This is a genomic window from Singulisphaera acidiphila DSM 18658, from assembly GCF_000242455.2.
GTDB lineage: Bacteria > Planctomycetota > Planctomycetia > Isosphaerales > Isosphaeraceae > Singulisphaera > Singulisphaera acidiphila.
In genome coordinates this window covers 7,465,352-7,482,787 of sequence record NC_019892.1, presented here as the reverse complement: position 1 = coordinate 7,482,787, position 17,436 = coordinate 7,465,352, and the positions used below count along the sequence as shown (strand labels likewise).

Below are 17,436 nucleotides of genomic sequence, written 5' to 3'. Positions count from 1 at the left end.
TTAAGCGAGTTCCCCGGCTGCTCGCCCGACCACTTCCTGAAACAGGGCACGCGTGCGGACTGCATGTCGGTCGGCGTCGGCGGTGAAGGCCAGGGCCGAATCGGTCGAGTCGTTGGACGCGTAGTTCAGGCGACGTGCTAGCCTCGCCAGTTCCTTGGCCTTCTCAGGAAGGTCATGGGCGCTCCGGTTATGGACGATCCGGAGGCGACTCTCGACGGTGCGAAGAAAATCGTAGGCCTCGCGCAGGTCGGTGTGCGTCTCGGAGCTGATCAGCCCCGCGCGACGGAGTGCGTCCAGGGCGTCCCAGAGATTCGGCCGGGTGATCTCAGGGAAATCCGCGGCGTGGACCACTTGGAGGTATTGAACCAGGAACTCGATATCCGTGAGGCCACCCGCCCCTCGCTTGAGATCACTCCGCGCTCGCCCTTCTTCCAGCTTGCGACGCATCGCCATGACCTCGCGAGCGAACGCGTGCGGGTCGAGTGTGGTCGAAGCGGAGATCTCTTGGATCACCTCCTGGACTTCCCTTCCGAATCCCCCGTTCGAGAAAAGGATCCGGGAACGGGTCAGGGCGAGCCGTTCCCACGGCTGGGCGGAATCCCGGAAGTAGTCACGGAAGGCTGCTAACGTCACGACGAGCGGCCCCGACGTTCCATGGGGCCTGAGTCGAGTGTCGACATGATAGAGGGAACCCGACGACGTGTCTCCCCCCAGCGCTTTGAGGACTCGGCGGACGACCTCGTTCACGAACTGCTCGTTACTGATCGACTCGAACCCTCCTCGAGTCTCTCCGTCCGCTTCGTGAAGGAAGACCAGGTCGAGGTCGCTGTGATAGTTCAGCTCGCGTCCCCCAAGCTTTCCGAGCCCGACGATCGCCCACCGCGAGCGCTTACCGTCGGAAGCGCGGTGAGGGAGGCCATACTTCTCGGCTCGGTGCTCCCACCGGTTGCGCGCCACCTGGTTGACGATGGCCTCGGCGACATCGGCCAGTTCGCGAGTGACGTCGCGGATCGGCTCGCGGCCGAGGATATCTCGGATGCCGATGCGGAGCCATTCCTTGTTGCGGAAGCTCAGCAGGATCGGCGCAAGGTCCTCGGCCCCTCGACAGAGCTCGGCCAGCTCAGCCTTGATCGCCTGTGCGGGTTGGGGGCGGTCGATCACCAGGGAATCCATCAACTCATCGATCATTCCTGGATTGTTGATCAGAATTTCCGAGAGGAACTGGCTGGTCGCGCAGAGCTCGACGAAGAGGCGGAGGGTCGGCGGGTTGAAGTTGAAGAGTTCCCAGAGAATCGCCTTGGCGCCCAGTGATGCCGAGACTTTCTCCAGATTCGTGAGGGCCATATCGGGGTCGGGGGCTTGGCTGACCGCCTGGAGGAGGCGAGGCGCGATCGCGGCGAGAAAGTGGCGGCATCGCGCCTGGGAGAGAAACGGAAAATCCTCGCGGGCCAGGGCCATCAGGTTCTGGTAAGCGGTCGGGCGATCTTGAAACGGATAGTTCCCCAGCGCCCGGGTCACAAGGCCAGGGTCGGGATCGGGGTCGAGGACCAGGTCGACGACGGGGTCGGCGGCGTCACCGTCATCATCGCGGAACGCATCGTGGAGCAAGTGATTGAGAATTTTACGATTGAGCTCGGTTTTGGCGCGATAGTCGGTCAAGAAACGCTGCGCGGGTCCGGTGCGATCTTCCCAGACGCTGACCAGGGGGTATCCCATCCGAATGGCAAGGATTCGCTGTTCGTCGAGACCTCGGGGCATTTCGTGCGTCTGGCGGTCGAACATGGTCTGCAACCGGTGCTCGACGCGTCTGAGGAAGCGATAGGTGTCCTCCATGATGCCTCGCTCCTCGGCCGTCAGGCAGCCGACGACTTCGAGTTGAGAAACCGCTTGGAGGGTATTGGGATGGCGGACGTCGGTGTAGGAGCCGCCGTGGAGGAGTTGGAGGAATTGGACGACGAACTCCACGTCGCGGATACCGCCGTGGCCTGTCTTGACCTCGACCGAGGCGGTGCCCGCCGAGACGGTGCGCTGTTCGATCTTCCGTTTCATCGCCTTGATCTCGCCGATCTCAGCGCCGCTGAGGTAGCGTCGATAGACGAACGGGGTGATTGACTCGATGAAGGCGCGTCCGAGGTCGAGGTCGCCGGCGATGGGCCGGCACTTGATCAGCGCTTGCCGCTCCCAGGTCCGCCCGGACGTTTCGTAGTAACCGAGCGTGGCCGCGAGCGAACGCGCGAGCGCCCCTTGCTCGCCTTCGGGCCGCAGGCGCATGTCCACCCGATAGGCGATGCCGAGCGAGGTGTGGTCCGACAGGATCCTGACCACGTCCCCGCCCATTTTGGCGAAAAACTCCGCATTGGAAACGACGCGGGGGCCGTCTGTCTGTCCTTCGACGTCGTAGAGGAAGATGAGGTCGATGTCCGAGCTGTAGTTGAGCTCCTCACCGCCGAGTTTGCCGAGAGCCAGGACAACGAAGCGGGCGGTCTCGCCGTCTTGTCCGGAGGGGGGGCCGTGTCGGAACTCAGCACGGCGGCGAGCCAGACGGCAGGCGGTCTCGACGCAGGCGTCGGCCAGGTGCGAGAGGTCGAGGGTCACCACCTCGAGCGGCATCCCCCGAATGATGTCGTTGTATCCGATCCGGAGCAACTCGCGCTGGCGGAACTGGCGGATGATCAACCGCTCGCTTTCCTCATTACGAGCCGCCGCGAGGTCGTTCCAGAGGTCGGCGATCAACGTATCGCGATCGCGACGATCGGCCTCTCCACGGAGCCAGTCGAGGAGACCGGGGTCGCGGATCATCAACTCGCTGAAGTGCTGGCTCGTGCTGAAGAGTTGAACGAGGATCTCGGTCGTCCGCGGGTTGGCGGCGAGCAGTTTGAGCGTGGCGTCGGGATCGGGGCAGGCTGAGACATAGCGCTCCAGGTTCGTGAGCGCCATGTCGGGATCGGGGCAAGCGGGAAGCAGTCCGTGGAACTGCCTCACGAGTTGGGCCATGATCCCCGGATCGTTCGACTTGCCATTGAGGTCGCGCAGGTCGCGAACGCCCCGCTCGGGGGCGCGGACCCCAAGGTTGGCTAGCCACTGCTTCGCCGCCTCAGGCTGGTTGACGAAATTCAGTTGCCACTCGGAGTTCGCAAATCGGGTCTCCTTCATCAGCGTTCACCGAGCGTGGAGGGATCATGGTCCCGCAAAATTGGCCGAACCATGCTGGAGATGTCGGAAGAGAACCTCGACGTCCCCACGGCTGATTCCCAGGGAGCTGGCGATCGAGCGGTCGTCTGCGCCGGGACGCATGAGTGGCAGGACGTGCGCTGCTAACGGGCGCAACCGATCCGGAAGCGGGGGCACGGGCGTATGCCGGCGATGCTCGACCCAGGGGTCCCCCAGGGGAGAAAAGCCAGGGTCGAACCAGTACTCCCGTCCCCCTCGTCTCAGGACCTCGAGGAACCATGAGTCGAAGCTTGTTGCGATCATCCGAGGTGGGCTATGCGTCTGGTCGTCGCCTGACGTGAAGATCGGGAAATCCCCCCCTGGCCAACGATAGGCGAGGTCGATGCAGACGGTCTCCACGTTCGGGTTGCCGAGTTCAAACCAACTCTCCGGCTGCACGACCAGGTCGGGCACCCGCGCAAATGGAACCATAGGGCCGATGGCGGAGAGCGGGTGGATCAAGGGACCATCAAGATAGAAGCCGTTCGAGAGCAAGAGCCAGGCGCGCAGTCCCTCGGGGAGCCGATACCCATGGCGTTGCTCCCACCCATTGATTTGCTGAGGGTCGGCACCGGGACGGTAAGGGGCCGGGGCATGACCGAAATGAGACTCCAGCTTGATGGGCGCCGGCACGAGCTTGGGATTGATTCCCACCGATGCGACCCAGCGACCAACCAGGTCGTTGAGCGGGCTCTCCATCCGCTCCCCCTCACGCCCGAGGCGCAACCAGGTCCATGGTGACGACTCGACCGAACAAGGTGACGCCGCTGGCATCCTCAATGCTCACCGGCACGAACTGACCCACGAGCCGCTCGTGCCCCTCGAAGACGACGATGCGATCGCAGGACGAGCGGCCGGAGAGCTGGCCGATTTCGCCGGCCGCAACCCCCTTTGACGACTTGCTCGGGCCTTCGACGAGCACCTCGAGGCTTTGGCCGATGAGGCGTCGGTTGTCTTCCTGACTGATCGCCGTCTGGAGGACGAGCAGGTCGTTGTTCCGCCGCTTCTTGACCTCTTCGGGAATATCATCAATGAAGAGGGTGTCGGCCTTCGTCCCTTGGCGCGGGCTATATTTGAAGATGAAGCTGTTTTTGAACCGGCCCCGTTCGACGAGCCGCATTGACTTCTCGAACGATGCCTCGGACTCACCAGGGAAGCCGACGATGAAATCGCTCGAGACGGCCGCGTCGGGCACCGTTTCGCGGATCCGGTCGAGCATGTCGTCGTAGAGTGCGACTGAATAGGTTCGCTTCATCCGCTTCAAGACTTCATCGCAACCGCTCTGGGCAGGGACGTGCAAGTAGCGGGAGACTCTGGGCAGATCCCGGACGGCCTGGAGCAGGTCGTCCGTCATGTCGTTGGGGAAGTTCGTGATGAACTTGATCCGTTGTAGCCCCTCGATCTCGTGAAGGCGTTCGAGCAGGTCGGAAAGGCGAAAGGTTCGGCCTGATGCGTCGACGGATCGATAACTGTTCACTGTCTGTCCGAGCAGGGTGATTTCCTTGACCCCCTGGTCGGCCAGCGCTCGGGCCTCATCCACGATCACGGCTGCGGGACGGCTCTGTTCGGGGCCGCGAACCGACGGGACGATGCAGTAGGTGCAAAACTTATCGCAGCCCATCATGATCCGGACGAACGCCTGGAACGGAGTCGGTCGCATCGCCGGTTCGCGAATCGGGTCGTACTCGGCGAAGCTTGCGGTCACCGTCAGGTTCGAGCCCGCCGTGCGTGGGAGGCTCACGGCCATCTGGGGCGTTGCTTCCTCCTTGGCGAGCACGAGCAACTCGGGGACCCGGGCCAGTTGGCCGGGGCCGACCACGATGTCGACGTGAGGGGCCCGCTTGAGGATCTGCTTCTGGTCCTTCTGGGCCATGCAGCCGAGGACCCCGATGGTGAGTTCGGGTTTGAGTTGCTTGAGCTGTTTGATCCGCCCTAGTGCGCTGTAGATCTTGTCTTCCGCGTGCTGCCGAACCGAGCAGGTGTTGTAGAGAATCGTGTCGGCTTTGCCGATGTCATCCGTCAGCTCGTAACCCTCGTTACGGAGCTTTCCCACCACCAGCTCGCTGTCGAGCAGATTCATCTGACAGCCAACGGTTTCGATGTAAAGTTTTTTTCTTTTTGGCGTTACGTCAGACATACGTGAATCCTGCAGATCCCGTCGCAGAGCAAGCACGGGATGACATTCCGACGGTTGCCTTGAGCCAGGCGATTGTACCAAGCTTTCCCGATCGTGGAAATGTCCGAAACTCGGTCCCACGGTTGGATCTCGGTCAATTTTGGCTGAAGCTCACCCCAATTGTTCGCCCGGGACGACGCAATTCCCGTTGAGGAAGGCGGCCACGGGCGCCGGTTTTTTTCCTGGGACTTGAACCGTGATCAGGCGTACGGCGCCTTGGCTGCCAGCGACCACCAACTGATCGCCGAAGGCTTCAAGAACGACGCCGGGGGCGCCGTCGCGGTCCACGACGGGTTCAGTCTTATGAACGATCAGGCGGAGCGGCTCCCGGGTCGGGTCGTAAGCCCGTTTCCAGAAGGTCGATGCGATTGGCCAAGGCTGCATGGCGCGGACCAGGTTGTGGATCGCCAGGCCCGATTTCGACCAATCGATGAGGCCGTCGTCCTTCTTGAGCTTGGGGGCTCGGGTCACCTTTGCCTTATCCTGGGGCAGGATCGTTGCGGTGCCCGCCTCGATCGCCGCGATGGACTGTGCGATCAGGGGCGCTCCGAGTTCGGCGATCCGCTCTTCCAACTCGCCGGCCGTCTCGTCAGGCGCGATGGGGGTCTTGGCGACTGCGATCATTCCCCCCGCGTCGATCTTGGGCGTCATCCGGATCACGGTTACGCCGGTCTCGAGATCACCGTTCTCGATGGCCCTTGCCACCGGTGAGGCGCCACGGTAAGCCGGAAGGATCGACCCATGCAGGTTGATCCCGCCGAGGGGCGGGATCGTGAGCAGTTCCGCCGACAGGATCTGGCCGTAAGCCGCCGTGATCAAGAGATCCGGTTTGAGGGCTTTGAGCTGCTCGAGAAACTCAGGAGAGTTCACATTCTCGGGCTGAAGGACCGGGATGCCCCGTTCCTTGGCGGCACACGCGATGGGACTCGGGATGATCAGTTGCTTGCGCCCTTGCGGGCGATCCGGCTGGGTGATCAAGGCGATGACGTTGTGATTCGTCTCACAGAGGTGGACGAAGGTCGGCAGCGCGAAGTCGCCGGTACCGAGCATGATGATTCGCAAAGGTTGCGGCATTGGGATTCACCACTCTCGATTCAAAGGGCGTTGAGCTGTCTGAGAATTTCTTCGTCGGCCGGGTACTCACCCTCAGCTTGAGCTCGGCGAAATTTGGTTTCGAATTCGCGAATCTTGCCGTTTAACGAGTTGCGCGTCAGCGGACTGAGCATGTCGATGAACAGGCGGCCCGACAGGTGGTCCGTCTCGTGCTGGATGGCGCGGCTCTCGAGCTCTTCGGCGTCGATCTCCTGCGTATTCCCGTCCAGGTCGAACCACCGGACCTTGATCCGCTTGGCGCGACGCACCTTGGCATAGAGACCGGGGAAGCTGAGACAGCCTTCTTCGTCCTCGACGGAGGAGTGCCGCTTGATGATCTCGGGATTGATGAAGACCCGTTCCTGCTCCGGCTGGTCAGGGTCGGCGGTCAGGTTCAAGACGAAGAAGCGATAGGGGAGGGCCACCTGATTCGCCGCCAGCCCGATCCCGCGTGCGTCGTACATCAGCTCGAACATCTCACGAACATTCGCACGAAGTTCGTCGTTGATCTCGGCGACTGGTCGAGACTCGTAACGCAGCGCAGGATGGGGAAAGGGAACGATCCGCAACACGAGAACTCTCCAGTGCATGGGTTCAGTGAGAACACTCGTATTGTATGAAAGGAGCGAACCAATCGCCAACCCGACCCGGTTCAACCGGCGGGGCCGTTGGGAAGGAATTCCCAACGGCCGGGCTGGCGATCAAATACCCGCCTATTGGAATTCTTGGCCGGGTTACTGGGATTCTTGGGCAGCGTCTGGGGCGAACACGTCGTCCGGCAGCTCGAGTGATTTCCGCTCCCCCGCAAGGCGAATCAGGTCGGCCCACCCCGTCCCGCCGAGAGCGAAGACAATCCCTTCATCCTTTGAAGCAGTCGTGGCGTAATACTCCTCCTGCTCAAAGGGATTGCCGATCCGCAACGTGTACTTCGTGTCGTCGCCTTTGAGGGTGTACTCGACGGTGAGCTGGGGAGTTGCAAGGCCCGAGGCGGCAGGGAAGGGGCCTTCGTACTGGATGAACATGCGCGTATTGAGCTTCGCGAGGTCGTTTGCCAGCGAATGGATTCGGGACAGGTCGAACGGCCCCGACTTCGTTTCCGAAGCCAGATTCCAGTCGAAGACGCCTCCGCGCGGGGTTGGATGGTGCTCGAAGGTCGCCGTTCGCTCCGGCCAATGCAACGTCAGGCGCTCGACCTGCTTTGGAGAGAACGAAAGGATCTGACGGGTTCGGAACTCAGCCCGGAACGGGAGTATGACGTCGTCACCTAGCGTGAAGATCAGCGGGTTGCCCGAAAGCCGAGCGTACCAGGACTCGGACTTGGGAACCCGACCGCCGATCGTCAGGGATTGCGTCGACACCTTGTCGTCGCTGGAGTCCTTCTTTTCACTCGAAGGAGTGGTCCAGGTGATGATCATGTTCGGGGCGTCGAGTCCAAACGTCCTGGGATCGACCTGCTGATCGGTGATGAGGCGTTGGGCGCGAAGGCCGGTCAGCATCACGAGCGCCTTGGTGATGGCCTCGGTATCTGCGCGGGCGGCGACCGGTTTTTCCATTCGCCACTGGTTTGGATCCCCCGATTTCGCGGGGACGAGGACGAATGTCGTTCCGTCTCGCACGACCGTCAGGCGGCTGATCTGGCCGGGGCTGAGGTTGATCAGGCTCCGTTCGCGGAATGCGAGATCGTTCTGCGGAAGTGCTTCGAGGAAAGCATCGGGGAGAGCAAGGATCGTTGAGTCACCGGCCACTTGAGCATAGACGCTTTTTCTGAGCACATCGTGACGACCTAGATTCAGGCTGACCTTCAAGTCGCCGGTGGGCTTCTCTTCGGGGTTCGCCGGGAGCCGTTCGCCGCGCTTGAGTTGCCAGAGCTTGAGGGAGATGGCGGGCGGGCTAAGCTCCGGCGTCGAAACCTTCGACGGGCTGAAAAATTCGCTCGTTTCCAGCTTGTCGAGCTTGGAAAGCAAAGAAACCACCAACTCGTGATCGGCCGGACCGTGGATCGGATGAACGATGCTCCAGCCTTTGTCGGTTCGAGCCATGTCGAAGGTTCGCCCGAGCGCCTCGATCCGAATGAACGAGGCCTGCGCGGGCTCGAAGTCGGCCACCTTGGCACTTCGGATCGCGTTTGGATCGACACCGAGGGTGCTCAATTCTTGGCCGCTGATGATCACCACGTCATCCTGTCCCCCCTGCAAGGCGTAGTATTTGCCGTCCTGGTCGGGCACCGGCTTGCCGATGAGGATGACTTGCGGCTTCAATTGGCTCAAGACGGGGTACAGTTCGACCAGAACCCCATGGTCCTTGTCGAGCCCATACGGGACGAGGTCGCTGACGTTATCGGCCACGAATCCGGCGTCGCCGTTGGCGACCCGGAGCGAGGTCAGCTCGCCCAGGATCTCTTCCATCTTGTGGTCGTCCCCAAGTGTGGGGAAGGGTTGCAGCAGCCGCCAACGTCCTCCGAGCCGCTCCGCACTCAGGTTGCGGCCGGGGCCGGTGACCCTGATTCCACCAACCTGGAAGGTGGCGAGGTTGAAAAGGGCCTTTTCGCGCCAGGCCGTCGGCGGCTGGTCGAGCCCTTGAATGAGTCGGGAATCGACCACCTCGATCCCTGACGTCGTACTGTTCGGGCGAACGTAGAGCCGATCCCCGAAGGTCTTGCCGATCTGGAGCGAGGCGATGGGGGTCTCGAGGTTTTTGCCAAACGCCTGGATTGAAACTCCGGCGGGATCGAGCCCGTACTTTGCCCCTGGTCCTTGGATCGTCCCGGCTTCCGTGGACTTGGTCAGATTCTTGAGGTTCTGCGCCAGCACTTCGAGCCGGGCGGTCTCCGCCCTGACGTTCATGGGTTCGATCATCTGCCAGGCGTCTCCCTGGCGCTCGAAGACGAGTCGAACCGGCGTCTGTTCGTTCGGATCGTCGCCCGGGGGAGCCTGCTCGATCGTGAGCCTGCGAATCTCGCCGAGCGCCGTTTTCGCGAGTTGGGGTAAGACGAGGTGCTGGCTCGCCGCCAGTTCCTGGGAGGTCGGGACCTCGACGTAGCTCGCCCACCAGAGGACGAACAGGCCGGTGAAGAACAGGGTGAGGAGCAGGAGCGTGGTGTGATGCTTCTTCATGATATCAAGCCGTTTTAACGTGTTCTGTCCGTGAAACCATACTCGCTGGAGGGACGCGCCCCGGAGGTTCGCTCGAGGATGGGGTCACTCACGTCGTGCGACATAGGTGGAAATCCCGAGGCCGATCACGAGGAGGACGGCCATGACGGTCGGAACCATGATGAGCCGGAAGCGAAGGACCGGATCGGCCAGCAAGGTCATCGAGACATGAGTTCTTGGGGCGATCCCCTGCAAGTCGGGGCGCCCGCGCAGCCAGGCAATCGCGTTCATCAGCAAATCCTGATTGGTCGGCTCCTCCTGGATCAGGTCGTTGTCGGCCATCGTCGGTGAGGAGAACAGGACGAGCCGAGGCTCCCCTTCTTGTTTCCCCTCGGCTTGCTTCCCTTCGGCCTTCGGCGGCGTGTCGTAGACCGCCACCCCTACCGTCAACGGACCCTTCTCGTCGGGCCCTTGGTCGAACTCCACCGGCCGCTTGGAGAGGTCGGATTCCGCCCAGGAAAAGTTGCTCGTGCGGAGCAGGGGGGTTCCCCTGACCTTCATGTTGACCGGAGCGCTACCGCCAAAACCGAGGATCCGGATCGGTGAGGAGGAGGGCATCAGCACGAACCGACTGATGAGTGGGTCGACGATGGGATGGCGCAAAGCGGGTGTCATGGGCACGTAGACGAACTGGGGCCGCCCTGGAGCACTCAGCCGACGGTCCACGATCGTGCCTCGACCGAAGTCGATATTGTACGAATGGAGCAACTCCTCCAGGCCCGTCTTTTCCTGGCTCCCGAGCAGCATGAGAGCGGGGGAGCCGCGGTCGAGATAGCCTCTGAGCTTGCTCGCTTCCTCAGTCCGGAACGGGGTCTTCGGTCCGACCACGATCAGGAGCGACGTGTCGGCCGGGATCTCTGTTTCGATCAGGTTAAGCTCCGCCACGTCAGCTCCCGTGGCGGCGAGCCGGGAGTGCCAGACGCCGATCCCTGGCTCTCGGGGACGGGTCTCGTTGATGGAAGGCTCTCCATGACCCGTCGTGAAGTAGATTTTCGGTTTCTTGCCCTCCCGGAGGGCGATCAGGGCCGACGTGATCACGGTCTCGCCGTGGAAGGTGCTCTCGTAGAGCGCCGCTTGGTCCTCGACGCGCCCGGACGCTGGCAGATCGAACAGCTCACTGGTGCGGACCACGGCGTGGGTCGCCTTCTCCCCCGCGCCGTATTCGATCAGGACGCCTCCGCCCTGGGTCACCGCGACCCCTGGGACGCGTTTGGAGATCGCCTCATACTTCTCCGGCTCGGCGTAAGGGTCGAGCGTCTCCAGACGGATCCGGCCAGGATTGGCCGCCTTGTAGAGGTCAAGAACCTGCTGAATCCGTTCCGACTGGAGCGCAGCGAGCGGACTCTTACCTGAGATCAGTGTGAAGACCACCGGGCGATCGAGCGACTTCAGTTGATTGTTGGTGAGCGACTCGAGTGAGAACGTCCGTTCTCGGGTCAAATCGATCGCGCGGCCGCCATAACGAAATGCCAGGACGTTGATCACGATCAGGATGCCGGCGACCAAGGCGATGGTGAGTGCCGTGTTCGAGAGGTCGATCGTTCGACGCAGGGCCGGACTGGCGTGGCGATACCGCTGATTGAACGCGATCAAGATCAACACCAGGCCGAAGCCAATCGCGAAGACAGGGATCGACCAGAGCAGACTCCGAGCAAGCGCGATATAGGCGCCCCCGAGGATCAGGAGCAGACCGACGACTACGGCCCCGATCACTCGGTCGCGGTAAGACGCCCGGGGCGCATCGGCCCCCTCGTCGTCGGCCGCCTGACCGATCGGCGCCCCTCGAAAGGCCCAGTAAAGTGTGAGAAAAGCCGCCGTCGCCAGGGCGAATACCCAGACTTCGGTCCTCGACAGGAAAGCGCTCATCGTTTGTGTCATTCCCTCAACCTTCTCTTCGGCACAGCTGTTGATTCGACCACGCTCGGCTCTCGGTGATTAACCAAGTCGACGAAACTCGAGTACCTTCACCGTGAGATAGAGCATGAAGACGCTCACCGAAAGGTGAAGGGCTACGTATCTCAGGTCGAGCCGCCCCATTCCGAAGCTCTGCACTTGGAGCAGGACTGCGACGAAGCGGATCCCCTCGGCCCACTCGAGGCGTTGTCCTGCGGCATAGAAGTAGAGCAGGAGGGTCATGAACACGAGCAAGAAGAGGATCGCGAACGTCCAGATCGCCGCGATAATCTGGTTCCGCGTGAGCGAGCTAAAGAAGAGACCGATCGCCACGAACATCATCCCGAGCGTGGTCAAACCGATGCTCAAGGAAAGAAGCGGGCCGGGGTCGAAATAGAATTTGGCCTGGTAGTACAGAAAGGGCAGGTAGACAGCGAACGGCAAGAGGAGGACGACATACATGACCACTCCCGCGAGCCATTTCGACACGACGATCTCGGTCTCGGTCACCGGCACGGTGAGCAAGGTTTCGATTGTCCCCGACCGCTTCTCCTCAGCCAGCAGCCGCATCGTCAGCGCCGGGATCGCGACCAGAAGCCCGATCCAGAAGGGGATACTCTGGGAGAGATAGTTGTTGAGCGGATCTCGCAGACTGGAGAACGACTGTTGACGACGGCTCAGCCCATCGACGAGCTCCCAAAAGTTGAACCAGGCGATCACCTGGAATGCGAGCAGGATCAGGAATGCCATCGGACTCAGGAAATAAGCCCCAAGCTCCCGGCGGACGAGGGTCGGAATATGTCGCATTGTCAAACGGCCTCGCGTTCGGCTTCGGCGGAGATCGTCTCGCGGGTCACGGCCTGAATGAACCGGTCTTCCAGGGTGGTGCGCCTGATATCGAGCTGACGCAACGGCCAGCCGTTCTGGAGGACCCGTTGCGCAAGTTCTTCGCGGAGATCGGACCCATTTTTGGTGTGAATCTCGAAGGCGGCATAGTCCCCTTCGACCTTGGCTTGGACGACGTGCTCGACCCCCGGGACGCTCTCGAGGCCGCGTCTGATGGCGTCGGCGGGCCCGCGCGCTTCGAGGACGATCGAACTCTCGGACCGAAGACGGTCGAGCCGGTCGTCGACGGCAATTTTCCCTTTCGCGATGATGATGACTCGCCCGCAGACCGCTTCGACCTCCGACATGATATGTGTCGAAAGCAGGATGGTGTGACGGTCTCCGAGTTCGCGGATCAGGGCGCGAACTTCGCGAATCTGGATCGGGTCGAGGCCGGCGGTCGGTTCGTCGAGGATCAGGATATCAGGGTCGTGGACCATCGCCTCGGCCAGGCCCACCCGTTGGCGGAAGCCCTTGGAAAGGTGGCCGAGAATACGATCTTCTACATCCCCAAGCCGGCAACGCGTGATGACTTCGTGGATTGCCGCCCGCCGCCGCGAACGCGGGACGTCCTTGAGCTTGGCGCGATAGAGCAGGTATTCGCGCACGCGCATTTCGAGATAGAGCGGTACGTTTTCGGGCAGGTAGCCGACCCGACGACGGACTTCCAGGGGCTCGTCGAGCACGTCGTGCCCGGCGAGCGTCGCCCGGCCGCTGGTCGGGCCGAGGAACGTGGTCAGCACGCGCATCGTCGTCGTCTTGCCCGCGCCGTTAGGGCCGAGCAGGCCGACGATTTCACCCCGGCCGACCGAGAAGGTGATGCCGTCCACCGCCTTGAACGAGCCGTAACGTTTGGTAAGCCGGTCGACTTGAATCATGGTTGAACGGAAGCCTTCGAGGGGAAAACGAATGGGAACCAGTTCACAGCCTCGGTGCCGACCCGCAAACAAAGGGACGCGTTTCTGTTGGATCTGTGACTGGCTCGTCCGACCTCTTCTTTTCTTATTCTCACAATGCGAGCGCTGCGCAACAACCTTGGCTCGCGCGGCGTCATCCTTACGGCTTCGCTGTTTTTGAGCGTTCTTTTCGTTTGGCAATGTCACGGCGAAGCTGGCGGATCTGGTCCTGAGCGATCAGGCTGATCTTGGAACGGAGGATGGGCGCTCCGTCAAACCAGGCACGGGGCTCGGCGAAGCTAAAATGGGCTTCTGCCACGAGCACGTTCGGGTCGGACGCGAGGCGAGTGATCGTCACATAGCTCGCTCCCCCCGGGAACGGATGAGCCGGCCCTGCCTGCTCCTCATTCCCACGTCGGCTGATCGGCCACCAGCGGTTCCCCGCTTTGGGGTCCTTGTCGAACCGCCGGTCGGTCCGCGCGGCGATCACCCACGAGTTGGCCGAGCGGGAGGCGACCATCATGTCGGTCCCTTCCACGTGGATTCGGTCGAGCAGACGTCCCGTCTGGTGGATAAACAACGTTTTCGCTGGGTCGTCCGCCTTCGGAACCGCGATCCCCCGTGCTTCAAGTTCGCTGGCTCCCAGCAGTCTGCTCTCGAAACGCATATTTCCCACTTCGATGGGTTTGGCCTCAGCGGAATTGCGGGAGACGGCATCCAGGTCGATATCGTCTAAGCTCGCGTGAACGGCGAACCAGAGATCCGCGCGACGGACGAGACTGTTGGTGGTCGTCTCGTCTTTCAATTTGAGAATGAATGGGGCGGACACGGAGTCACGAAGGAACTCGGCGGCCTTACGCTCGGACTCAAGCAGACTATGGAGGATCTCCCGCTGCACCTCCGCCGTTTGACCGTCGTGAAGCAAGGGGGGAGGGAAGGTGAATGTCTTGCCTTCGATCTCGAATCCTTCCGCGACGAGCGCGCGGTAGACGGAGTTCGTGGCTTGAGGCCCATCGTCCTTGGAATCGGCCCCCGCAGCCAGAATCGGGATCAAGAGTAAGAGCGAAAACATGGCGAAATTCTTCCTTGATTTTGGATCTTTTCGGTGTTCCACCAATGTGAACCGACAGAGTGGACAACGTGACCTTTTTTAGTTTGGTTCGAGGTTAGCTCGTGGCCGGCTTCGGGACAAGCAACCGATTTTTGGTCGGCTTGACCAGGGGGCGCTCATTAGTAGACGGGCGAGGCGGAGCCGTCGCGGAAGCTTGCCTCCCCACCTCGATCGTACCCACCCGCAATTTCGACGCCGAGGTCTGGTCTCCAGGCCTGATCCTCTTGTAGGAACGCAAGTTCGGCGCGATAATAAGACGACCCTGGCTGGTTCGGAACTCCAATGGAGAGGATACGGCACGCGTGGCGATTGCGGGAACGGAAATCAGCGAGTCCTTGGTGAAGCGGACTGTCAAGCCGGAACTTCTCGCACCGGCCGGAGATCGGACGTGCCTGATCGCGGCCGTCGAGAACGGCGCGGACGCGGTTTACTTTGGACTCCAACGACATAATGCCCGTGCCCGCGCGGCCAACTTTGATGGGGCCGATCTCCCCGACGTCATGACCCTGCTCCATCGCCGGGGCGTTCGGGGTTATGTCACGCTCAACACGCTTGTCTTTCCTCGCGAGCTGGCCGACCTGGAAGAAACGCTCCGCCACCTGGTCGAGTCGGGCGTCGACGCTGTGATCGTGCAAGACCTCGGGCTGGTCCGCCTGATTCGGGCGCTGACCCCCGACCTTGAGATTCATGCCTCGACTCAGATGTCGATCACGAGCATCGAGGGAATTCGACTTGCCCGAGAACTCGGCTGCTCCCGGGTGATTCTCGCCCGGGAACTGTCGTTGGCTGAGATTGGTCGGATCGGCCGGAACGCGGAGCTTCCCCTCGAGGTCTTCGTCCACGGCGCCCTCTGCGTGGCCTACTCGGGCCAGTGCCTGACCAGCGAGGCGCTTGGCGGTCGGTCGGCAAACCGCGGTGAGTGCGCTCAGGCCTGCCGGATGCCCTACGAGATCGTCTGTGACGGCGAATTGCAGAATCTCGACGATGTCCGCTATCTCTTGAGTCCGCAGGATCTTGCGGCTTTTGATTTGATCCCGGAGTTGATCGACCTCGGCGTGGCGAGCCTGAAGATTGAAGGGCGGTTGAAGGCTCCGGAGTACGTGGCCAACATCACCCAGCACTACCGTCGCGCGATCGACGCCGCCTGGGCGGGGCACCCGGTCGAATTCTCGGCCCGCGACGTCCGCGAGATGGAACTGTCGTTTTCGCGAGGGTTCAGTCACGGCTTCCTCGACGGCAACAATCACAAGGTGCTCGTGCGGGGCGACCACGCCAAGAAGCGAGGCATCTTTCTCGGCCGGGTGACCGAAGTCGCCGGCCCTGGAATTCGCCTCGATCTCACGGCCCCCGTCAAACCGGGTGACGGCCTTGTCTTTGATGCCGAACAGGGCGATGAGGTTCCCGAACAAGGGGGGCGTGTTTACGAAGTTCTTCGCGTGACTCGTGAACGAGGGCGTCGCCCGGCCCCGGAACCGGCCGGTCTTTCGGCGGGACCGGCGGAACTCCGGTTCGGTCAGCATGACCTCGATCCCAGGCGGATTCGCCCCGGTCAGCGCGTCTGGAAAACCGACGATCCCGAATTGACGCGACGGCTTCGGAAGACGTTTGAAGGGCCCGAGCGAAGGAAGGTCGAGCTCGACATCGCCGTCCGTGCTGTCGTGGGGGAGCCGCTCCGCCTTGAGGGACGCACCGCAACCGGTCGGGAAGCCTGCTGTGAGTCGGACGCTCCGCTCGACCGCGCTGAGCGTCAGGAGGCGACTGAACTGACGCTTCGCGACCAACTCGATCGTCTCGGCGGCTCGATCTATCAATTGAGAGAAGTGAACGCCACGATCGAGGGGGGGCCAATGGTCCCCAAGAGCCTCCTCAATGCCTTGCGCCGCGACCTCGTGGCCAAGCTCGATGAGGAGGCATCCCACCCGGCTCCCCGAAGCTTGGCCGTGGAGCCGGTGCTCCCCGCGCTTCGCTCTGGTGCGACCTCCTTTCGTCCCGATCCCGCATTGGCGACCGAAGCACCGTCGCTGTCCGTTCTCTGCCGGGACACGAATCAAGTCGAGGCGGCGGTCGCGGCGGGGATCAAGACGATCTACGTCGATTACCAGGATATCAAGCGATACAAAGAAGCGGTGGCCGTTGCGCGTCGCGAGGCTGTTGCCCTGTTCATCGCGACCCCTCGGATTCAGAAGCCGTCCGAGTCGAACCTCTTCCGATACCTGGAAAAGCAGGGGGCCGATGGTCTCTTGGTCCGGAACGCGGGGGGACTCTACTTCTGTGCCGAGCGGGGGATCCCGTTCGTCGCCGACTTTTCACTGAATGCCTCGAACGAGCTGACCGTTGAGCTCTTGAAGGCGCGGGGGGCGCTTCGGGTCACGGCCTCCTACGACCTGTGCTTCGAGCAGCTCGAGGATTTGATGGCGGCCGTACCGAGTCCTTGGCTCGAGATTGTGATTCACCAGCAGATCCCGATGTTCCATATGGAGCACTGTGTCTTCTGCGCGGTCTTGTCGCCAGGGACTGACAAGACGAACTGCGGTCGCCCTTGCGACGACCATGATGTGAAGCTTCGCGACCGCGTGGGCAAAGAGCATCCGCTCAAGGCGGACGTGGGCTGCCGCAACACGCTGTTCAACGCCGTGCCTCAGTCGGCCGCCGAGTATCTTCCCCGGTTACTCGCCAAACGCTCGCGGCATTTGCGGATCGAGTTCCTTGATGACGGTCCTGAGGCGGTCGAGCGAACGATTTCGCTTTATACCAACGCGATTGCCGGTCGGAGCGATGCCCGATCGCTCTGGCGGGAACTGAAGGCGACTAGCCGCTACGGTGTGACGCGAGGCTCGCTCTCCATCCTGTAAACACCTGGTCTCAGGTTTTCTCCATCAACCATGGAAAAGCCTGGGGGACTCGCGGATTGAATTTGGATTCGATCCCGCGAGCGGGTTTCTTCATCTTGCTGACACGCGGGGCGATCGCGTAGGTTATTTTGTCTTGTCGGGTAAGGCGTTAGAGTTCCGTCGAGAGTGT

11 protein-coding genes are annotated in these 17,436 nt (G+C 62.0%); 1 reads left to right on the top strand and 10 read right to left on the bottom strand.

Annotated elements, in window-relative coordinates; all coding sequences use genetic code 11:
• From glnE to SINAC_RS29140, 10 genes are all read right to left on the bottom strand, one after another.
• A complete protein-coding gene (glnE, locus tag SINAC_RS29185) occupies positions 1-3,153 on the bottom strand; it encodes a bifunctional [glutamate--ammonia ligase]-adenylyl-L-tyrosine phosphorylase/[glutamate--ammonia-ligase] adenylyltransferase (RefSeq protein WP_015249158.1) in 3,153 nt (1,050 codons plus the stop codon).
• A gap of 24 nt (positions 3,154-3,177) precedes the next feature.
• Entirely contained in the window at positions 3,178-3,909 is a 732-nt protein-coding gene (locus SINAC_RS29180; protein ID WP_015249157.1) for an SMI1/KNR4 family protein, read from the bottom strand.
• Between the two features lie 10 nt (positions 3,910-3,919).
• On the bottom strand, positions 3,920-5,347 hold the full coding sequence (gene miaB, locus SINAC_RS29175; protein WP_015249156.1) for a tRNA (N6-isopentenyl adenosine(37)-C2)-methylthiotransferase MiaB: 1,428 nt from the start codon (positions 5,345-5,347) through the stop codon (positions 3,920-3,922).
• Positions 5,348-5,497: 150 nt separating this feature from the next.
• Entirely contained in the window at positions 5,498-6,460 is a 963-nt protein-coding gene (gene fmt / locus SINAC_RS29170; RefSeq protein ID WP_015249155.1) for a methionyl-tRNA formyltransferase, read from the bottom strand.
• A 20-nt stretch (positions 6,461-6,480) separates the two neighbouring features.
• Positions 6,481-7,050 (bottom strand): peptide deformylase, encoded by a 570-nt coding sequence (gene def / locus SINAC_RS29165; RefSeq protein WP_015249154.1) that lies wholly within the window; start codon positions 7,048-7,050, stop codon positions 6,481-6,483.
• Between the two features lie 162 nt (positions 7,051-7,212).
• Complete coding sequence (locus SINAC_RS29160) at positions 7,213-9,591, bottom strand: DUF4340 domain-containing protein (RefSeq protein ID WP_015249153.1); 2,379 nt, start codon at positions 9,589-9,591, stop codon at positions 7,213-7,215.
• A gap of 84 nt (positions 9,592-9,675) precedes the next feature.
• Complete coding sequence (locus tag SINAC_RS29155; RefSeq protein WP_020466938.1) at positions 9,676-11,496, bottom strand: GldG family protein; 1,821 nt, start codon at positions 11,494-11,496, stop codon at positions 9,676-9,678.
• Between the two features lie 69 nt (positions 11,497-11,565).
• Positions 11,566-12,330: an ABC transporter permease subunit gene (locus SINAC_RS29150; RefSeq protein ID WP_015249151.1), complete on the bottom strand. Its 765-nt coding sequence runs from the start codon at positions 12,328-12,330 to the stop codon at positions 11,566-11,568.
• 2 nt (positions 12,331-12,332) lie between these two features.
• Positions 12,333-13,286 (bottom strand): ABC transporter ATP-binding protein, encoded by a 954-nt coding sequence (locus SINAC_RS29145; RefSeq protein ID WP_015249150.1) that lies wholly within the window; start codon positions 13,284-13,286, stop codon positions 12,333-12,335.
• Positions 13,287-13,464: 178 nt separating this feature from the next.
• Positions 13,465-14,376 carry a hypothetical protein gene (locus SINAC_RS29140; protein ID WP_015249149.1) on the bottom strand — a complete coding sequence of 304 codons (912 nt, stop codon included), beginning with the start codon at positions 14,374-14,376 and terminating at the stop codon, positions 13,465-13,467.
• Between the two features lie 341 nt (positions 14,377-14,717).
• Here SINAC_RS29140 and SINAC_RS29135 point away from each other — a divergent pair, with 341 nt between their 5' ends.
• Positions 14,718-17,267 carry a U32 family peptidase gene (locus SINAC_RS29135; protein ID WP_015249148.1) on the top strand — a complete coding sequence of 850 codons (2,550 nt, stop codon included), beginning with the start codon at positions 14,718-14,720 and terminating at the stop codon, positions 17,265-17,267.
• Positions 17,268-17,436 lie beyond the last annotated feature (169 nt).

Excerpts from the sequence above, each read along its gene's own strand:
- glnE (WP_015249158.1), bottom strand. The coding sequence starts at position 3,153 with ATGAAGGAGACCCGATTTGCGAACTCCGAGTGGCAACTGAATTTCGTC.
- fmt (WP_015249155.1), bottom strand. The coding sequence starts at position 6,460 with ATGCCGCAACCTTTGCGAATCATCATGCTCGGTACCGGCGACTTCGCG.
- SINAC_RS29180 (WP_015249157.1), bottom strand. The coding sequence starts at position 3,909 with ATGGAGAGCCCGCTCAACGACCTGGTTGGTCGCTGGGTCGCATCGGTG.
- SINAC_RS29155 (WP_020466938.1), bottom strand. The coding sequence starts at position 11,496 with ATGAGCGCTTTCCTGTCGAGGACCGAAGTCTGGGTATTCGCCCTGGCG.
- SINAC_RS29150 (WP_015249151.1), bottom strand. The coding sequence starts at position 12,330 with ATGCGACATATTCCGACCCTCGTCCGCCGGGAGCTTGGGGCTTATTTC.
- miaB (WP_015249156.1), bottom strand. The coding sequence starts at position 5,347 with ATGTCTGACGTAACGCCAAAAAGAAAAAAACTTTACATCGAAACCGTT.
- SINAC_RS29160 (WP_015249153.1), bottom strand. The coding sequence starts at position 9,591 with ATGAAGAAGCATCACACCACGCTCCTGCTCCTCACCCTGTTCTTCACC.
- SINAC_RS29145 (WP_015249150.1), bottom strand. The coding sequence starts at position 13,286 with ATGATTCAAGTCGACCGGCTTACCAAACGTTACGGCTCGTTCAAGGCG.
- SINAC_RS29140 (WP_015249149.1), bottom strand. The coding sequence starts at position 14,376 with ATGTTTTCGCTCTTACTCTTGATCCCGATTCTGGCTGCGGGGGCCGAT.